A 16,213-nucleotide genomic window follows, 5' to 3' on the forward strand; every position below is an offset into this window, starting at 1 on the left:
TAATGACGACTAAACGCAAAGCCTATATACGGCCAGTGCCGTCCACCTGGTGGAAAAATCTGCCGTTTTATCGCTTCTACATGCTGCGCGAAGGTACGGCAGTCCCCGCGGTGTGGTTCAGCATTGAATTGATGTACGGCCTGTTTGCCCTGAAGCACGGTCCGGAATCCTGGGCCGGATTTGTGGGTTTCCTGCAAAACCCCATAGTGGTGCTGCTAAATATCATTGTGCTGGCGGCCGCGCTGCTACATACCAAAACCTGGTTTGAGCTGGCGCCTAAAGCGGCCAACATTTTCGTCAAAGGCGAAAAAATGGGGCCAGAGCCTGTAATCAAGGGGCTTTGGGTAGTCACAGCCGTTGTGACTGTGGTGATCCTTGGCGTTGCCCTGTTCTGGTAAGGAGGCCAGTATGATCAATCAAAATCCAAAACGATCTGATGAACCTCTCTTTTGGGGGCTATTTGGCGCAGGCGGCATGTGGTGCGCCATTATCGCGCCTGCGATCATCTTGCTGGTGGGAATTATGCTGCCGCTGGGACTGTATCCTGGTGATGCCCTGAGCTATGAGCGAGTACTCGCTTTTGCCCACAGCTTCATCGGTCGCGTCTTCATCTTCCTGATGATCGTTCTGCCGCTATGGTGTGGGTTACACCGTATCCATCATGCCATGCACGACCTGAAAATCCATGTGCCAAACGGTAAGTGGGTATTTTATGGTCTGGCGGCGATCCTGACCGTTGTCACGCTGGTTGCTGTCGTATTTATGTAATTATCCTCGCTCTCCTGTCGCGGCAGGAGAGCAAATTTCTCGCCAGGTTCTACACTTAACAAAAAACCTCTCAGGACATCTCTATGCGCATCCTGCCTGCTTTCGCTGCTATTGCCGCTGCGTTTCTGGTTGTTGCCTGTAGTACCCCTACCCCGCCGCCTGGCGTCACCGTCGTGAATAATTTTAACGCCCAACGTTTCCTGGGTACCTGGTATGAGATCGCCCGCTACGACCACCGTTTTGAACGCGGATTAGAGAAAGTGACGGCAAACTATAGCCCGATGCGCGACGGCGGTATCCAGGTCATCAACCGGGGCTATAACGCTGAGCGTGGAATGTGGCAGCAGGTGAAAGGGAAAGCTTATTTTACTGGCTCGCCGAGCAGAGGGGCGCTGAAAGTCTCTTTCATTGGCCCCTTCTATGGTGGGTATAATGTCATTGGACTGGATCGAGACTATCAGCATGCGCTGATATGCGGACCGGATCGCAACTATCTTTGGCTGCTGTCTCGTACGCCAACGGTCACGGCAGAGATGAAACAGCAGCTCCTCGATGTTGCGACCCGTCAGGGTTTCGACGTCAGCAAATTAATGTGGATTGAACAGCCACACTAATGGGTGCTGAGTTTTAGCCCAATGATTCCGGCAACGATCAACGCGAGGCTGGCAATTCGAGCCAGGCTCGCTGACTCGCCCAGAAGCAAAATGCCTGTGATAGCAGCGCCCACCGCGCCGATACCCGTCCACACCGCGTAGGCCGTCCCTACCGGTAGCGAACGCATCGCCCAGGAGAGCAAAACAATACTGATAATCATGGCGGAGACAGTGATGATGCTTGGAGTCAGGCGGGTAAAACCATGGGTATATTTCAGGCCAATGGCCCATACCACTTCCAGCAAGCCGGCAATAAAAAGAATAATCCAGGACATAGGGGCTCCTTAACTTAGAAAACAGTATGGGGCCGTCCCCGATGATAAGGCCTTTATGGGTCGTCCCATAAAGGTAGGTCATTCTCATTGTGAAGAGCATGGGTTCACAATTCAATATATTTATTCAGCGAATAAATGAGAGCTTAAAAGCAAGAAATAGGCGCTGTTAGCTACGAAGTTCAGGCATTTACCACTCATCGGACTTCCCTATGATGGGGGGCTTGCTGAGAGCAGATCGTAGCCACCTCTTACCGATTGCGAAAATAATATGTTCAAAATACTTTTGATTGACCGATGTCACTTCACCCGCACCGGGCTAGAAGAGTGGCTCAATCATTCAGGGCTGTTTCCACACTCCCTGTTAGTTACCAGTCTTAATAACCTCTTTCTTGCCAAAGAGCATATCCTGCAGTGGAAACCGGCACTGGTTATTGCTGATTTAAACGGTTTTCAGTCAGATATACACCATCTTGAGCAGCTCTCTCCTCTGATGGCGGCCAGTGAAAATGTTCCTTTTATCTCTTTGCATACGGGCGAAGCGCCAGAGATGTCTGCATTTATGCAGCGCTTTCCGGTTTGGGCATCATTACAAAAAAACACGGCTCTGGACACCCTATCCGAAACCATTAACGACGCGCTCACCACTCACGAAGTATGTGAGCCTGCGTATATGGTGACGCCATTATTGACCAAACAGGAAGAGAGAGTGTTATCGCTATGGATGGAGGGGGACAGTAATCAAAAGATTGCCAGCAAGCTGAGTATTAACGGCAAAACCGTGTACACCTACAAACGAAATATTCGTATGAAACTACATATGGATACGCGGTATTCGCCGTTTTTATCACTACCTGAACATCAACTGGACGGTACGGTGACCTGAAGCCCCGTACCGTTCAGCATTACTGTTGTGCTTTCGTTGCGGCGCCAGAGATTGCGCTGCCACCGTCAGAAATATCCTCACCAACCCCACGGGTGGTATTACAGGCGGTTAAAACTGATGAAAGCACCAGAACAGAAAAGATCGCTGCAATTGTTTTCTTAACCATAATTTCTTCCTTTTTAAGCCAAAGTTATTTTTGTATAGCCACTTAAGCATAGCCAAAATCGCGCCATTCGACGGAAAAGGGAAAAATTTTAGGAATAAATGAGAAGAGATTAACTGGCAGCGCGAGAAATGATGTGGCCCAGGCCCTGAATATCCTCACCAACACCGCGCGCGGTATTGCATCCGCACAGCAAAGTGCCTGCGATAGTCATCATCAAGACGAGAGCGATTTTACGTTTCATCTTCCCTGAACCTCAAAAAAATCAGGCGCAGCAAACGCTGCGCCTTCGATCAAGAGTGCATTACTTGACGCGGGATACGTACTCGCCAGAGCGGGTATCCACTTTAATAACTTCACCGATCTGTACGAACAGCGGAACTTTAACCACTGCGCCAGTAGACAGCGTAGCGGGTTTGCCACCTGTACCTGCGGTATCACCTTTCAGGCCTGGATCGGTTTCGATAATTTCCAGTTCAACGAAGTTCGGCGGAGTGACAGCGATTGGCTGGCCATTCCACAGGGTCACGATGCACTCAGCCTGATCCAGCAGCCATTTGCCGTTATCACCGATAGCTTTTGCATCAGCGGACAGCTGCTCGAAGGTTTCGTTGTTCATGAAGTGCCAGAACTCACCATCGTTGTACAGGTAAGTCAGGTTCATATCGACAACATCTGCGCCTTCTGCAGAGTCGGTGGATTTGAAGGTTTTCTCAACACGGGTACCCGTCAGCAGGCGGCGCAGTTTAACACGTGCGAATGCCTGACCTTTGCCGGGTTTAACGAATTCACTGGCTTCAACCGCGTACGGTTCGCCGTCCATCATGATTTTGAGACCGGCACGAAAATCGTTGCTATAGTAAGTCGCCATAAGGCCCTCTGAAATTGTTAATTGGTAGCTAAGCCACAAAATGGCGCATATTGTAACCCTAAATACCCCATCCAGAGAAGATTGGTTATCGCAACTTGCCGATGTAATCACCAGTCCTGATGAACTGCTTCGTCTTTTAGATTTGGACGCCGATGAAACATTGCTTGCAGGTAGAGAGGCAAGACGCCTCTTTGCGCTGCGTGTCCCCCGCGCGTTTATTGCGCGAATGGAGAAAGGCAATCCTAACGATCCTCTTTTAAGACAGGTACTTACTTCTCAAGAAGAGTTTATTTCTACCCCGGGATACAGCACCGATCCCCTCGACGAGCAGAACAGCGTCGTGCCGGGTTTGCTGCACAAATACCGCAATCGGGCTTTGCTGCTTGTAAAAGGAGGTTGCGCGGTAAATTGTCGCTACTGTTTCCGTCGCCACTTCCCTTACGCTGATAATCAGGGCAACAAGCGCAACTGGCAAGGTGCGCTGGATTACATTACCCAGCATCCGGAGCTGGATGAGATTATTTTCTCCGGCGGCGATCCGCTTATGGCGAAAGACCATGAGCTGGATTGGCTGATGACGCAGCTTGAGAGTATTCCACATATAAAGCGGCTGCGGATTCATAGCCGTTTGCCGATTGTTATCCCGGCACGTATTACAGAACCGCTAGTTGCACGCTTTGCAGCCTCATCGTTACAAATCTTGCTCGTGAACCATATAAACCACGGCAATGAGATTGATGAAGAATTCAGTCAAGCAATGGCACGGCTACGAAAAGCGGGTGTGACACTGCTCAACCAGAGCGTCTTGTTGCGTGGTGTCAATGATAATGCGTTTACGCTAGCGGCCCTAAGCAACAAACTGTTTGATGCCGGAATCATCCCTTACTATCTCCATGTTTTGGACAAGGTTCAGGGAGGGGCTCATTTTATGGTGAGTGATAGTGAAGCGCGGGCGATAATGCGCGAGTTGATGGCCAGTATCTCTGGGTATCTGGTACCCAAATTGACGCGAGAAATAGGCGGAGAGCCTAGTAAGACGACACTCGATCTAGGCCTTAAGCAACATTAAAATCATAGTTGTCCGGGTATCCCTTTCTATCCGGACAAGACTCCAAAACCCTCTAATTCTAAACTTAAAATATCCATAAGCTTAAAATAACATTTTAAAATGTTTGATAATGAGGGAAATTAGCTCAGCGACTATCAAAATAACAAAAAGTACTATAACCCATTTCGGTAATTTCAAAATCACGCCCGAAGAGCCTGAAGGCGCTGCGTTATTGTCCATAACGTTGTAACCTGTGAGAGCACCCGGCTGACTTTTTATGGAAGCATGTCCTGAGATAGACGTTGATGGGATAGTATTCTCACTGTCCTTCTCCTCAACGATCTCCAGATGCGTACCTGGGGCAAGAATAAACCCATTTCGGCGCACAGTAACAATGATTTCATCAGTCAAACCTGCTTTTTTAAGGGATTTCCTTAATAACGAAATATTTTGATAAAAGGTATTCTGTGACACAACAATACCTCTAGCCATCCAGACGCGCTCCAGGAAATCATCGCGTGAAACAACCTTTCCGCCATTTTCAATTAAGAGCTGCAAGCAACGCGCAGTTGGCGCATTAAGAGTCACCTTTGTACCATCAGGTTTAAGCGTTCTCAATTCGCATGAATTGACATCGAATATAATTTCTTTATTTATTAGAAATAAATTATATGCCATAACCTTTCAGCCTTCCTTTACTGTCAAGACGGTTAAAACGTAGCGGTTATTCCCAACCACCTGTGAAATCATTTCATCACAACGATTTTGATGTATGAATCCTACCGATTCATGATGACCTACAAACAACAGTTGAATATCGTATCATAATTTTCGTATTCGATGAAAGATACCACTCGCAGCCAAAAAACATGTCTAAGATCATTTTTAACTCTTTGATTATACTGAAATGAGAATAAAGTTAGCTTAAACAATGCTACCGTTTATCAAATACATAAATAAATCATACTATTCATGTAGTTGGATACTTTAGAAGTCTTATCCAAATCTCCGCAACCCATGGAAACCCAGCATTGATGTGTGGCTCGGAAAATTTGAATGTAGTTCTATTTCATTCTGATTTATTGATTTCTAATGCTTACCAGGCAATGTGATGTCAGAGGGAAGAGAATGCTGATAGTTGTTATGAATTTATGAAGGTTACGGCAGGTTATTTTTCTGAATAGCGTATCCATCAAAGGCGACAAGCACCCTATTATGATACTCAAACAACTAACAATAAGGTGGCTAAAGCCCTCCATTATCGCATCGCTAAAGTATGACTGGAACATGAATTATTTGCGGGAAGAATGCCTTGCATCTAAACATATCTTAATTCAACGTTTAATTATTCTTCTTAGTTAATAAAAATTAATACAAATAGGATAAGACCGATTATTAACAACTAAACAATTCACCAACAAAATTAAATTCATCTTGCGACTATAACCAGAATCTATCATCTATAAAAAAACTAAATGATCCCTACTTCTGTCAACATGATATTTAATTCAACCAAATTCATATGCGCACACACATAAAAAGAAATACATTTACTCAGCTTTCTCGTTGCATAGACCTCTGATTACCATCGCATGGCGATAGATGAAAGGTTTGTGCCCAGGAGCAAAAGGGTAGGCCTAATCGCATGCATTAGCCGCTACTTAAATAGGATTGCTGTCGTTTTATATGAATGGAACAAACAAATGAAAAAGAATATTCTCGCCGTTTTAGTCGCCGCAACAACAGTTCTGAGCGCTCAGGCATTTGCAGCTGGCAACACAGCTCAACTGGTTATTCACGGTACCGTGTCTAACTCTGATGAATCCTGTAACGTTACCCCAGGTGCTGGTGCTATCAGCGGTGGTACCGTGGTACTGGACAACGTCAAAGCAACTGTACTGGAAGCCGCTGCTGCCAACGTTCCGGTATTAGCCTCTGCAAAAGATATCACTTACAAAATTGAAGATTGTAAGAAAGGTGGCAATGCGTACACAGGTAATCTGACTGTGAACGTTGCAGGTAACTATGTTTCAGGTCAGCCTCAGATTCTGACTAACGAAGCAGCAAATCCTGCAGCGAAAACAGGTATCGCATTGATCAATGGTGACTCTACCCGCGTTAAATTCGATGGTACTGAAGCAAAAACCGTTGCTTATAAAGCCGGTAGCCCAACCATCCTGAGTTATAAAGCAGCATATGTTAAAACTGCAACTGGCGTAACTGCTGGTGATGTAAAAGGTGTTGCTACCTTTACTATTACTTATTGATCGTTTGAGGGGCCTGCTACGGCAGGCCCTTTTGTTTTGCTTTTATTTTTTTGAGAATACATTATGCGCAAGTCATTATTAAAATTAGTGGCAATGTTAATTTGCTCCACCAGTTTCGTAGCTAATGGCGGCGTGGTTGTCGAGTCCACTCGTTATCTTTATAAAGAGGGCTCGCGTGAAATCAGCGCCCAGTTAGATAACAAAGATGATACACCTTACCTGATGAAATCATGGGTTGAAGCATCAGGTACAAGTACAGTCTCCGCTTTTATGGTGACCCCACCTCTTTTTCGATTAGAGGGTAAACAGAAAAACACTGTCCGCATTTTTCCCAATGCACATATCTCATCTGCAGCAAAAGACAGAGATACATTATTTTATTTCAACGTAATGTCGATTCCGCCAACAAACAGTGACGACGCTGAGAGTCAGAACAGGCTACAGCTTGCGGTTCGCCACAGAATGCGATTGATCTATCGTCCAAAAGCAATACAAAATTTATCCGTGATCGAAGAGTCAAAGAAAATAAAATGGCGGAAAAATAACGGGAAAATCACCATTGAAAACCCAACTCCATTTTTCATTTATTTTACATCAGTAAAAATAAATGGAAAAGAAATGGTCGATAACATTCCTAATATTGAGGCATTTGAATCTAAACAAGCAGACTTGCCAGCAGGGATAACTGGAGGAAAAGTCACATGGAGCGTCGCAACCGAATATGGGAGCGCGGGTCCGGAATATTCATCATCAATATAACTTAAAAATTCTGACCGGTTAGGGTGAAACTATGTCTGCATTCATAAAAAAAAGGGAGCACATCCTAGCAGGAGTATCCCAAAAATTTGTGGCACTAATGCCAGCATTACTGATTGGCTTCAGTGGAAATGTTGCTGCTCGTGATTTTTTTGATCCTGCATTCATACGAAGCGTTGGTCAAAACGACACATCAAAACTGCCGGATTTATCGATATATGCAACCCAGAATGCCCAGGCACCTGGGGAATATCGCGTTGAAGTCATGCTCAACAATCAGTACATCGAAACAACGACAGTACATTTCGTCGAAGTCGCTAAAAACGATGGGATTGCGCTCGTTCCTTGTCTCAGCCTAACTAAGCTTTCAGCCTATGGCTTACGTCTGAGTGCATTTCCTGATCTGAAGGAAGATACTAAAGGTTGCACTAATACAAATATTATTCCTGATTTCAAAGCTGAATTCAACTTCAATACACAACAATTAAATATATCCATACCTCAAGCCGCTTTAACACATATAGCGCAAGATGTAATACCTGTTGAAGAATTTGACGAAGGCATAACTAGCCTTTTAGCCAACTACCAGTTTACCGGTGGTAAAGATTTTGAAAATGAGCATGAAAGTTACAATCTCAATCTGCAGTCAGGTTTGAACCTCGGTCCATGGCGAATCCGTAATTTAGGTGCATGGAGTAAAACTGATGGCAATAAATCAGAATGGGATTCTGTCTATTTATATGCGCAAAGAAGTATTGTGCCATTGAAGAGCACCCTGGTATTAGGTGAAAGTTCATCCCTATCGAATATTTTTGATAGCGTTCCTTTTACTGGTTTACAATTAAGTACCGATCTCGATATGTTACCGGAAAGCGTTCGTGGTTATGCTCCTGTTATTCGAGGCATTGCAAAAACCAATGCGCGTGTTGTTGTCAAACAAAACGGATACCAGGTCTATCAGGCATTTGTCTCTCCTGGCGCGTTTGAAATTAATGATATGTATGCTACGGGTGGTAACGGAGACCTCTATGTAACCGTAGAAGAAGCAGATGGAACAGAACAAAAATTTATAGTCCCATTTGCATCGCTGCCATTAATGCTTCGTGAAGGGCAAGTCGAGTATGAAGTGACGAGCGGTAAATACCGCCCTTATGACAACAATACAGATGAAACGCCTTTCACTCAGGCAACTGTCAGTTATGGAGCATTCAGTAACACCACTTTCTATACGGGTTTGCAGGCGGCATCTAAATATAAGTCGCTGGTATTCGGCATTGGCCATAACCTTGGCGAAATTGGTGCAATCTCCGCGGATATCACCCAAGCCTGGTCAAAAAGAAAAGATGAAGATAAAACTTCAGGTCAATCGTGGCGTATTCGTTATGGTAAAAATATCATTGAAACCGGTACGAATATCACGGTAGCCGGCTACCGCTATTCTACAAAAGGTTTTAATACCCTCTCAGAGGTACTTGATACTTACGTAAGCGACACGCTATCAAGGACTTCGCGTTCAGTGCGTAACAGAACAAACTTAACGGTAAACCAAAGCCTCGGCGATGGCCTTGGGAATATTGCCGTCACCGGTCTGTTTGAAGACTATTGGGATAGCAGCCGTAAAAATCAGTCATTAAGCATTGGCTATAATGGCGGCTGGAAAAGAATCAACTACTATGTGGGTTACAGCTATAGCAGATATAGCTGGGAAAATAGCCAAAGCGATAAAATAAAAGAAGATAACCATCTTTTCTCTTTGAACATCTCCGTACCGTTAGCCGATTGGTTGCCGAACACTTATGCTTCGTATCAATTGAATAATAGTAACCCGGGATCGACTGAACAATTTGTCTCATTAAATGGCGTTGCATTAGAAAACAACCAGCTGGACTGGAACGTTCAGCAAGGTTATAGCAACCGCGACAGTACCAGTGGAGGCGTCTACAGCTCGTACAAAGGCTCAAAAGGCTCAGTTAACGGTGGTTACAGTTACAGTAGCAGTAGCCAACAGATCAACTATGGCGCCAGTGGCGGTGTCTTGCTCCATGAGAATGGGATCACCTTTGGACAGGAAATGTCAGACACTGCAGCATTGGTTAAGGCTCCCGGGCTCAGTCATGTTCGGCTGGAGTCTGATTCAACAATTGAAACTGATTCTCGTGGATATGCCATCGTTCCTTACGTCAGCCCTTATCGCAGAACGGGTATCACACTCGACAGCACAACATTAGCCGACAATATGGAATTACCTGTTACGTCGAAAAAAGTGGTACCTACCCGAGGCGCAATCGTAAGCGCAGATTTCGAGGGTAATATCGGCCGTCGGGCATTCCTCATATTGAAACAGCTATCAGGTGCAGACGTCCCTTATGGTGCAATGGTAACCTCCTCTGCCATACCTAAAGCCCAGGCCAGTATCGTTTCCGATGCAGGCATGGTTTACATGTCAGGTCTGAAAGACACGGGTGAGGTTTATGCTAAATGGGGTACAAATGCAGATCAACAGTGTACCGCATCATATAATTTAGCTTCAGTTACAGGAAGTATTGCGCAAACAACAGTGGTTTGCCGCTAATAAGGATCGTTAACACCATGAAAAAATTATTCTTACTAATAAGTTTATTTACCACAAGCTTGCACGTAGCGGCTGAATGTAGTTACAGCGGTACTGGTGGCGGTATTAACGTATCCTTTACCAATGTGAAAATATTATCTGATTCAAGCCAGCCCAACGGAGCAATATTAGCGGCCGCAACTCGCGGTGGTAACGTAACGGATGTCAAAACATTCTCAAACTGCGATCCAAGTGATGTATATGTTATACATTCCACCAAAGATGTCGATTCCGGAATAAAAGGTGTTCAGGGTATGCCTGTTTATAATACAGGTATACCCGGCATAGGTTATCAAATAACGGACATCACAATAGGTACGAAAATACGACCTATTGCTGCAGAGTTCAACTCACCTGTACCCGCTGACACACGTTACTTTTCTAAGTCCTATATTCCAGAACAAGTGACCGTCTGGCTGGTCAAAACAGGCCCAATTACACCGCAAACTTTAAGCGGTATGATTACAGTTTATTATTTGGCCGGAAACGCTACGGATACCGCGGGTACGGGTGCTCAGAACAAAGGGCAGCTCTTCAGGATTGGTATTAACTTATCTACTATTAAATTTAAGCAAACCAGTTGCAACATTACACCACGTAGTGGAAATACGGTGATCCTTGATAAGATCACTGCGGCACAGTTGAAAGCAACACCTCAGGGGGGAGATACAGGGAAGCAAAAAAATATCAGGCTCGATATTGACTGCCCTTCATCTGAGGTTGGGAAAAATTATCTCTATTGGTTCAACCCAATTAGTGAAAACTCACCCACTAAAGATGGTGTTTTGCTGAACGATATTTCGAACGGGGTAAGAGGGGTTGGTCTCATCATAAAACAAGAAAACAAACCAATCACATTCTATGATCTTAATAAATATAAAATTTCTAACATTAAAATAACCAATCGTTAAATCTAACAGCAGACTACTATTTAATGTCCAATGATGTCACGTCAGGGGCTGTTAAGGGACAATTTGAAGTCATACTGCAGGAAAAATGACACTGTATTTCAGTCCATTAAGTAGTCCTCTGTAATTTTTCATCATCAGCCTAACCATCGGCTGATGATTTTTTTTATAGTTCTGCGGTCCGCTCTGAAAAGACATCAATTAATAATGGCCATTAACACCTCAGCCAAAGCGCCATACCGAACCAGGGAAACATCAAAAACGCAACTTAGAAAAGTCTTTTTTTTCAGTTGGATATTATAAAATGAGACAGAGTTCACGATTAACTTCATAAGTGAAGTATGTTTCTTTATTAGATTTACCAATCAAAATTCAACATCAAAGTATAATAAAAGTATTGGCAATGATATTTTATCGTTTTACCTTATTGCGAAAGAATGTCAGGGCACCGATTCCTGACATACTTTGTCTGTAAAGCACTCGTTAAGATTAATTACATACAAATTTAAATCCTCATTATATAAGGAAATACAATGAAAGAATTAACTTCAATTGAAATGGCGAATGTGTCAGGAGCGGCTCTTAAGGCTTTTATTAATGGTACGCAAGGTTTTGGCGCCGCAGTCGTTGACGGTGTCCTGGGTGGCCTGCTTTCCGCTATCGTTTGTTCTTCAGCGGGTGGTCTGCAGGGCGCTACAACGGGTACCGGCGCAGGTGGTGGCTTCATTGGGGTAGGCGTTATTACCATGGCTGTAGGTTCAATCTGGGGCGCCATTCATGGCGGCATTCTTGGTGCCTGTTTTGGCGCTTACAATGGCGTTGCTGATTCGCAAGTTATCTCTAATCAGGTGTTAGACGGCCTGTCTGATGGCACCATCGGTGGTTATAAACCTATCCAGTGGTTTAAATAAAAATAAAGCCACTATAAGCGTGATTGTTAATTTAAACGCTTAGTTTCCCCCTCGAGCATTCATAAAGAATGCTTACTTTTTTAAATTTAATGACTGCAGGATAAAGTTTATCCTCATTCATTAGTTAATAACGAATACAGCAATATTAAAACAGGAATAAAAAATGAAAGAGTTAACTTCAATTGAAATGAATGAAATTTCAGGCGCCGGTATTCTGAGCTTCTTGAATGGTGAACAAAGCCTTGGTGTAGCGCTTGTTGACGCCGTAGTAGGTGGTATTTACGGCGCGGTCGTACTTTCAGCTCAGGGCGGATTACAAGGTGGTGTGACCGGTAACGGCACTGGCGGCGGTATGCTGGGTGTTGGCGCAGTGATGGCCTGGACTGGTTCCATCTGGGCAGCAGTTCAGGGTGGCGTTTGGGGTGCCGTCATTGGTGCCTATGAAGGTACTGCTGCCATTGACGATCGCACCCGTATCTTCTTTGACAGCGTAGTATTTGGTACTGGCGGCGGCTTCAAAAACTAAGTTTTCTTATTGATCGTGGAGAGCACATCGATATCACTTGTCGATGTGCTCTCCATTCTCTTTTTAAAATTCACGCCCATAGGGATAATAATTTCAAATTTACTGATAAAGAATCATTCTTTTTATTAACGATTTTAAACACTATAAAATAAAAGTGATTGAACATGACTAATAAACTTTATCGCAAGGAAGCGATTGAATACAAAAAGAATCACTGGAAAGGGAAAGCACTTTTATTAGCAGGCATGCCAGCATGGTTAATAAGCATACTTTCGCTGTGTTTTTTTTGCATGCTTATCTTTTCGTTGATTTTCTGTAGCTATACGCAGCGTATCGATGTGCGCGGCGAGGTCATTACATTGCCTCATTCGGTAAACGTCTTCTCTCCGCAGCAAGGTTTTGTTGTTAACAAATACGTGGAGCCAGGCGATATAGTGACTAAAGGAACACCACTGTATGAACTGGATGTCTCTCGCTCCACCGCAAGCGGCAATGTTAACGATTCCATGACGGCAGTCATTACTGAGAAAATTAGTAATGGCGAAGAGATTATCGCCAAAATTGCATCTAACAAGAATGAAACATTAGAGGCATTAAACACCCAGCTGCATCAATATGAATTTTCGTTAAAAGAGACTAACGAAATGTTGCGCAATGCCTCGAGTGGTCTGCGAAAAATGAAAGAAAACCTGCAGAGTTACGACCAATATCTTAAGCAAGGGTTGATCACTAAAGATCAGTATAACTACCAGCACTCATTATTCTTTCAACAGCAGAGTACTTATCAATCGCTGGTCAGCCAAAAAATGCAGCTTGAATCGCAATTAACTCAGCTTAAAAGCGATATTGTGACTAAAGGCTCAGATTTTGATAACCAAATATCAAGTCAAAAGAACCAAATTAACGATTACAAAAACCAACGACTGGAATCTAATGCAAACGGAAATCTGGTTGTTAAAGCCACTACGGACGGCAAGATAGAATCAATATCCGTCACCACGGGCCAGATGGTTGATAAAGGAAGCAGCCTTGCTCAAATAAAACCAACGGGTAACGTTGAGTATTACTTAATTTTGTGGCTGCCTAATAACAGCATTCCCTATGTCAAAACCGGGGATACTGTAAATATTCGTTATGATGCTTTCCCTTCGGACAAATTTGGCCAGTTCCCGGGAAAAATTGTCTCTATATCTTCCGTTCCTGCATCGCGACAGGAAATGGCTGAATATACGAACACTGCATCTGGCCCTAATCAACAAGAACTCGCGCTCTATAAAACAGTTGTTGCAATCAAAGATAAGAAAATCAGTTACAACGGCAAAACACTTGAACTTTCTAATGGGCTTAAGGCCCAGGCGATTGTTTTTCTTGAAGAAAGACCACTGTACATGTGGATGTTTACCCCAGTTTATAAAATTGCACAAAGCGTGAGTGGTCCGATCAATGAATAAAGCGTTATTTGAAAATATTATATCCAAACTGAATTTTTCGTTCAGAAAAAGCACCCCTGTCATTTTGCAGTCCGAGGTTTCAGAGTGCGGAATCGCTTGCTTAGCAATGATTTCAGGCTACTACGGCCTGAATATTGACTTGTTCAATTTCCGTGAGCGTTTTGGTAGCCCCTCCCAGGGTGTGAGTCTGTTGTCATTATCTCACACAGCCGATCGCGCTGGCTTAAAGAACCGTGCATTATCTCTGGATCTTGATGAAATTCATCAGTTGAAATTGCCATGCGTGATTCACTGGGGAATGAACCACTACGTGGTACTGACTAAAGTACGTAGATCAAGCTTTGTGGTGCATGACCCCGCTCTTGGCAAACGTATTATTGGCATCCAGGAAATGTCTAATAACTTCACGGGCATTGCCATGGAGTTATGGCCTGATCAAAACTTCCAGCAGGAGAAAGCAAAGTCCCGTTTACGCTTATTAGATTTAATGCGTAATATTGTCGGACTTAAGAGTACGCTTATTAAACTCTTCGCCTTCTCTGTCGTCATCGAAGCGATAGGCTTACTCCTGCCGATTGGTACGCAGATGGTTACGGACCATGTGATCATGGCTCACGATCAAAGTCTGCTGGCAGTCATCTGTATCGGTCTGGTGACCTTTACACTGTTCCGTACCTTCCTGAGCATGTTACGTGGCTGGACATCATTAACGTTGAATACACTGACAAGTATTCAGTGGAAAACAACGTTATTTGATCATCTTGTCCGTCTGCCGCTGGCGTTCTTTGAGAAACGGCAGCTTGGTGATATTCAGTCGCGCTTTGGTTCGTTAGACACTATTCGTTCAACCTTTACGAATAGTATCGTCACCGGCGTTATCGACTCGATTATGACTATCGGGCTCCTGGTTATGCTCACCCTTTACGGTGGCTGGCTAGTCTGGGTAGTTGTCGGTTTTACAGTGTGTTATGCCATCATCCGTTTAGCCACTTATCGCTTCTATCGCCGCGTATCGGAAGAACAGGTTATTAAAGGAGCCAGAGCAAACTCGCACTTTATGGAGTCCTTGTATGGTATCGCAACCATTAAAGCCCTCAATATAAAAGAGCGTCGCTCACAGAACTGGTTGAATTTGAATATCGATGCCTGTAACGCTGGTATCAAACAGACGCGATTTGACATGCTATTTGGTGGAATAAACACTTTTATTTCGTCAATTGATCAAGTGGTTATCCTTTGGCTTGGCGCACTTATGGTTATCGACAACAATATGTCGCTGGGTATGTTTATGGCCTTTAATGCTTATCGCGGTCAGTTCTCGCAGCGCGCATCCAGTTTGATCGACCTGGTCATGCAGTTACGCATGCTTTCCTTACATAATGAAAGGCTTTCTGAAATTGCATTTAGCGAGCCAGAAGCTGAAATGCCGGTTCGTCGGGTCTTTGCAGAAAACGAAGGCATTAAGCTGGAGATCAAAAACCTTAGCTATCAATACGATCCCTTTTCACAGCCTATATTCTCGAATCTCGACATTACCATCGAGCCAGGGGAATCACTGGCGTTGGTCGGCCCGTCAGGTGTGGGCAAAACCACATTACTCAAGGTGATGTGCGGGTTACTTTCGCCTACCAGCGGCGATGTGAAGGCCAACAATTTAAGTATTGAGAAGATTGGTTTAAATAATTATCGCCTCAGCACGGCTTGTGTTCTTCAGGAGGACCGTCTGTTTTCGGGTTCCATCGCTGAAAACATAAGCTGCTTTGAAGATAATGCCGATATGGATTTCATTATTGAATGTGCACGCCATTGTAATATTCATGATGAGATTATTAACATGCCTATGGGATATGAAACGCTGGTTGGTGAATTAGGGACAGGCTTGTCAGGCGGGCAAAAACAACGTTTGCTTATTGCTCGTGCCTTATACCGGAAACCAGGCATTCTGTTTATGGATGAAGCAACCAGCCATCTGGATTTAAACAACGAAGCTAACATTAACCAGTCTATTTCATCGTTAAGTATTACCCGCGTTATTGTTGCCCACCGTCCATCGACGATTGCATCAGCAGACCGCGTAATTGATTTAAGTAAACTGGCTAAACATTAACCCTATTCACAGGTA

At 44.2% G+C, this 16,213-nt stretch carries 18 protein-coding genes; 13 read left to right on the forward strand and 5 right to left on the reverse strand.

Annotation, left to right across the window (positions count from 1 at the left end; translation table 11 throughout):
* The first annotated feature begins 2 nt into the window (after positions 1-2).
* The 3 genes from frdC (at position 3) to blc (ending at position 1,382) form a co-directional block, all read left to right on the forward strand.
* Positions 3-398, forward strand: coding sequence for a fumarate reductase subunit FrdC (gene frdC, locus WFN75_RS14600; RefSeq protein WP_336996400.1), 396 nt, complete (start codon positions 3-5; stop codon positions 396-398).
* 10 nt (positions 399-408) lie between these two features.
* Entirely contained in the window at positions 409-768 is a 360-nt protein-coding gene (frdD, locus tag WFN75_RS14605) for a fumarate reductase subunit FrdD (RefSeq protein WP_040077519.1), read from the forward strand.
* Positions 769-851: 83 nt separating this feature from the next.
* Positions 852-1,382 (forward strand): outer membrane lipoprotein Blc, encoded by a 531-nt coding sequence (gene blc / locus WFN75_RS14610; RefSeq protein ID WP_040077521.1) that lies wholly within the window; start codon positions 852-854, stop codon positions 1,380-1,382.
* Here the strand turns inward: blc and sugE are convergent.
* Positions 1,379-1,696 carry a quaternary ammonium compound efflux SMR transporter SugE gene (sugE, locus tag WFN75_RS14615; RefSeq protein ID WP_040077522.1) on the reverse strand — a complete coding sequence of 106 codons (318 nt, stop codon included), beginning with the start codon at positions 1,694-1,696 and terminating at the stop codon, positions 1,379-1,381. The two genes, blc and sugE, sit on opposite strands and share 4 nt — an antisense overlap.
* A 268-nt stretch (positions 1,697-1,964) precedes the next feature.
* Between sugE and WFN75_RS14620 the strand changes: the two genes are divergently transcribed.
* Positions 1,965-2,579, forward strand: a complete 615-nt coding sequence (locus tag WFN75_RS14620) for a helix-turn-helix transcriptional regulator (RefSeq protein ID WP_046885482.1) — start codon at positions 1,965-1,967, stop codon at positions 2,577-2,579.
* Between the two features lie 19 nt (positions 2,580-2,598).
* Here the strand turns inward: WFN75_RS14620 and ecnB are convergent, their stop codons facing one another.
* The 3 genes from ecnB to efp all read right to left on the reverse strand — a co-directional run bounded on the left by ecnB (position 2,599) and on the right by efp (position 3,613).
* A complete protein-coding gene (gene ecnB, locus WFN75_RS14625; protein ID WP_039055654.1) occupies positions 2,599-2,745 on the reverse strand; it encodes a lipoprotein toxin entericidin B in 147 nt (48 codons plus the stop codon).
* Between the two features lie 109 nt (positions 2,746-2,854).
* The gene (locus tag WFN75_RS14630; RefSeq protein WP_072056347.1) at positions 2,855-2,986 is read right to left on the reverse strand and encodes an entericidin A/B family lipoprotein; all 132 of its coding nucleotides are present in this window, start codon (positions 2,984-2,986) and stop codon (positions 2,855-2,857) included.
* A gap of 60 nt (positions 2,987-3,046) precedes the next feature.
* Positions 3,047-3,613 carry an elongation factor P gene (gene efp / locus WFN75_RS14635; RefSeq protein ID WP_040077524.1) on the reverse strand — a complete coding sequence of 189 codons (567 nt, stop codon included), beginning with the start codon at positions 3,611-3,613 and terminating at the stop codon, positions 3,047-3,049.
* Between the two features lie 40 nt (positions 3,614-3,653).
* Here efp and epmB point away from each other — a divergent pair, with 40 nt between their 5' ends.
* Positions 3,654-4,682: an EF-P beta-lysylation protein EpmB gene (gene epmB, locus WFN75_RS14640; protein WP_336996401.1), complete on the forward strand. Its 1,029-nt coding sequence runs from the start codon at positions 3,654-3,656 to the stop codon at positions 4,680-4,682.
* Between the two features lie 81 nt (positions 4,683-4,763).
* On the opposite strand, the gene WFN75_RS14645 is transcribed toward epmB, so the two are convergent.
* Complete coding sequence (locus WFN75_RS14645; protein WP_336996402.1) at positions 4,764-5,339, reverse strand: transcriptional regulator; 576 nt, start codon at positions 5,337-5,339, stop codon at positions 4,764-4,766.
* A 1,025-nt stretch (positions 5,340-6,364) separates the two neighbouring features.
* On the opposite strand from WFN75_RS14645, the gene WFN75_RS14650 reads away from it, so the two are divergent.
* From WFN75_RS14650 to WFN75_RS14685, 8 genes are all read left to right on the forward strand, one after another.
* Complete coding sequence (locus tag WFN75_RS14650) at positions 6,365-6,928, forward strand: fimbrial protein (protein ID WP_040077527.1); 564 nt, start codon at positions 6,365-6,367, stop codon at positions 6,926-6,928.
* A 63-nt stretch (positions 6,929-6,991) separates the two neighbouring features.
* Positions 6,992-7,687, forward strand: coding sequence for a fimbrial biogenesis chaperone (locus WFN75_RS14655; RefSeq protein ID WP_040077528.1), 696 nt, complete (start codon positions 6,992-6,994; stop codon positions 7,685-7,687).
* A 43-nt stretch (positions 7,688-7,730) separates the two neighbouring features.
* Entirely contained in the window at positions 7,731-10,256 is a 2,526-nt protein-coding gene (locus WFN75_RS14660) for a fimbria/pilus outer membrane usher protein (protein ID WP_442913312.1), read from the forward strand.
* Positions 10,257-10,273: 17 nt separating this feature from the next.
* Positions 10,274-11,206, forward strand: coding sequence for a fimbrial protein (locus WFN75_RS14665; RefSeq protein ID WP_336996404.1), 933 nt, complete (start codon positions 10,274-10,276; stop codon positions 11,204-11,206).
* Between the two features lie 530 nt (positions 11,207-11,736).
* Positions 11,737-12,114 carry a hypothetical protein gene (locus WFN75_RS14670; RefSeq protein ID WP_052452803.1) on the forward strand — a complete coding sequence of 126 codons (378 nt, stop codon included), beginning with the start codon at positions 11,737-11,739 and terminating at the stop codon, positions 12,112-12,114.
* Between the two features lie 163 nt (positions 12,115-12,277).
* A complete protein-coding gene (locus WFN75_RS14675) occupies positions 12,278-12,640 on the forward strand; it encodes a hypothetical protein (RefSeq protein WP_052452804.1) in 363 nt (120 codons plus the stop codon).
* A gap of 164 nt (positions 12,641-12,804) precedes the next feature.
* A complete protein-coding gene (locus WFN75_RS14680; protein WP_040077532.1) occupies positions 12,805-14,091 on the forward strand; it encodes an HlyD family secretion protein in 1,287 nt (428 codons plus the stop codon).
* Positions 14,084-16,198 carry a peptidase domain-containing ABC transporter gene (locus WFN75_RS14685; protein WP_286783894.1) on the forward strand — a complete coding sequence of 705 codons (2,115 nt, stop codon included), beginning with the start codon at positions 14,084-14,086 and terminating at the stop codon, positions 16,196-16,198. Before WFN75_RS14680 ends, WFN75_RS14685 begins: the two co-directional genes overlap by 8 nt.
* Positions 16,199-16,213: the final 15 nt, after the last annotated feature.

The organism is Leclercia sp. UBA7405 (genome assembly GCF_037152215.1).
Lineage (GTDB): Bacteria > Pseudomonadota > Gammaproteobacteria > Enterobacterales > Enterobacteriaceae > Enterobacter > Enterobacter pneumoniae.

Excerpts from the sequence above, each read along its gene's own strand:
- frdC (WP_336996400.1), top strand. The coding sequence starts at position 3 with ATGACGACTAAACGCAAAGCCTATATACGGCCAGTGCCGTCCACCTGG.
- frdD (WP_040077519.1), top strand. The coding sequence starts at position 409 with ATGATCAATCAAAATCCAAAACGATCTGATGAACCTCTCTTTTGGGGG.
- blc (WP_040077521.1), top strand. The coding sequence starts at position 852 with ATGCGCATCCTGCCTGCTTTCGCTGCTATTGCCGCTGCGTTTCTGGTT.
- sugE (WP_040077522.1), bottom strand. The coding sequence starts at position 1,696 with ATGTCCTGGATTATTCTTTTTATTGCCGGCTTGCTGGAAGTGGTATGG.
- WFN75_RS14620 (WP_046885482.1), top strand. The coding sequence starts at position 1,965 with ATGTTCAAAATACTTTTGATTGACCGATGTCACTTCACCCGCACCGGG.
- ecnB (WP_039055654.1), bottom strand. The coding sequence starts at position 2,745 with ATGGTTAAGAAAACAATTGCAGCGATCTTTTCTGTTCTGGTGCTTTCA.
- WFN75_RS14630 (WP_072056347.1), bottom strand. The coding sequence starts at position 2,986 with ATGAAACGTAAAATCGCTCTCGTCTTGATGATGACTATCGCAGGCACT.
- efp (WP_040077524.1), bottom strand. The coding sequence starts at position 3,613 with ATGGCGACTTACTATAGCAACGATTTTCGTGCCGGTCTCAAAATCATG.
- epmB (WP_336996401.1), top strand. The coding sequence starts at position 3,654 with ATGGCGCATATTGTAACCCTAAATACCCCATCCAGAGAAGATTGGTTA.
- WFN75_RS14645 (WP_336996402.1), bottom strand. The coding sequence starts at position 5,339 with ATGGCATATAATTTATTTCTAATAAATAAAGAAATTATATTCGATGTC.
- WFN75_RS14650 (WP_040077527.1), top strand. The coding sequence starts at position 6,365 with ATGAAAAAGAATATTCTCGCCGTTTTAGTCGCCGCAACAACAGTTCTG.
- WFN75_RS14655 (WP_040077528.1), top strand. The coding sequence starts at position 6,992 with ATGCGCAAGTCATTATTAAAATTAGTGGCAATGTTAATTTGCTCCACC.
- WFN75_RS14665 (WP_336996404.1), top strand. The coding sequence starts at position 10,274 with ATGAAAAAATTATTCTTACTAATAAGTTTATTTACCACAAGCTTGCAC.
- WFN75_RS14670 (WP_052452803.1), top strand. The coding sequence starts at position 11,737 with ATGAAAGAATTAACTTCAATTGAAATGGCGAATGTGTCAGGAGCGGCT.
- WFN75_RS14675 (WP_052452804.1), top strand. The coding sequence starts at position 12,278 with ATGAAAGAGTTAACTTCAATTGAAATGAATGAAATTTCAGGCGCCGGT.
- WFN75_RS14680 (WP_040077532.1), top strand. The coding sequence starts at position 12,805 with ATGACTAATAAACTTTATCGCAAGGAAGCGATTGAATACAAAAAGAAT.
- WFN75_RS14685 (WP_286783894.1), top strand. The coding sequence starts at position 14,084 with ATGAATAAAGCGTTATTTGAAAATATTATATCCAAACTGAATTTTTCG.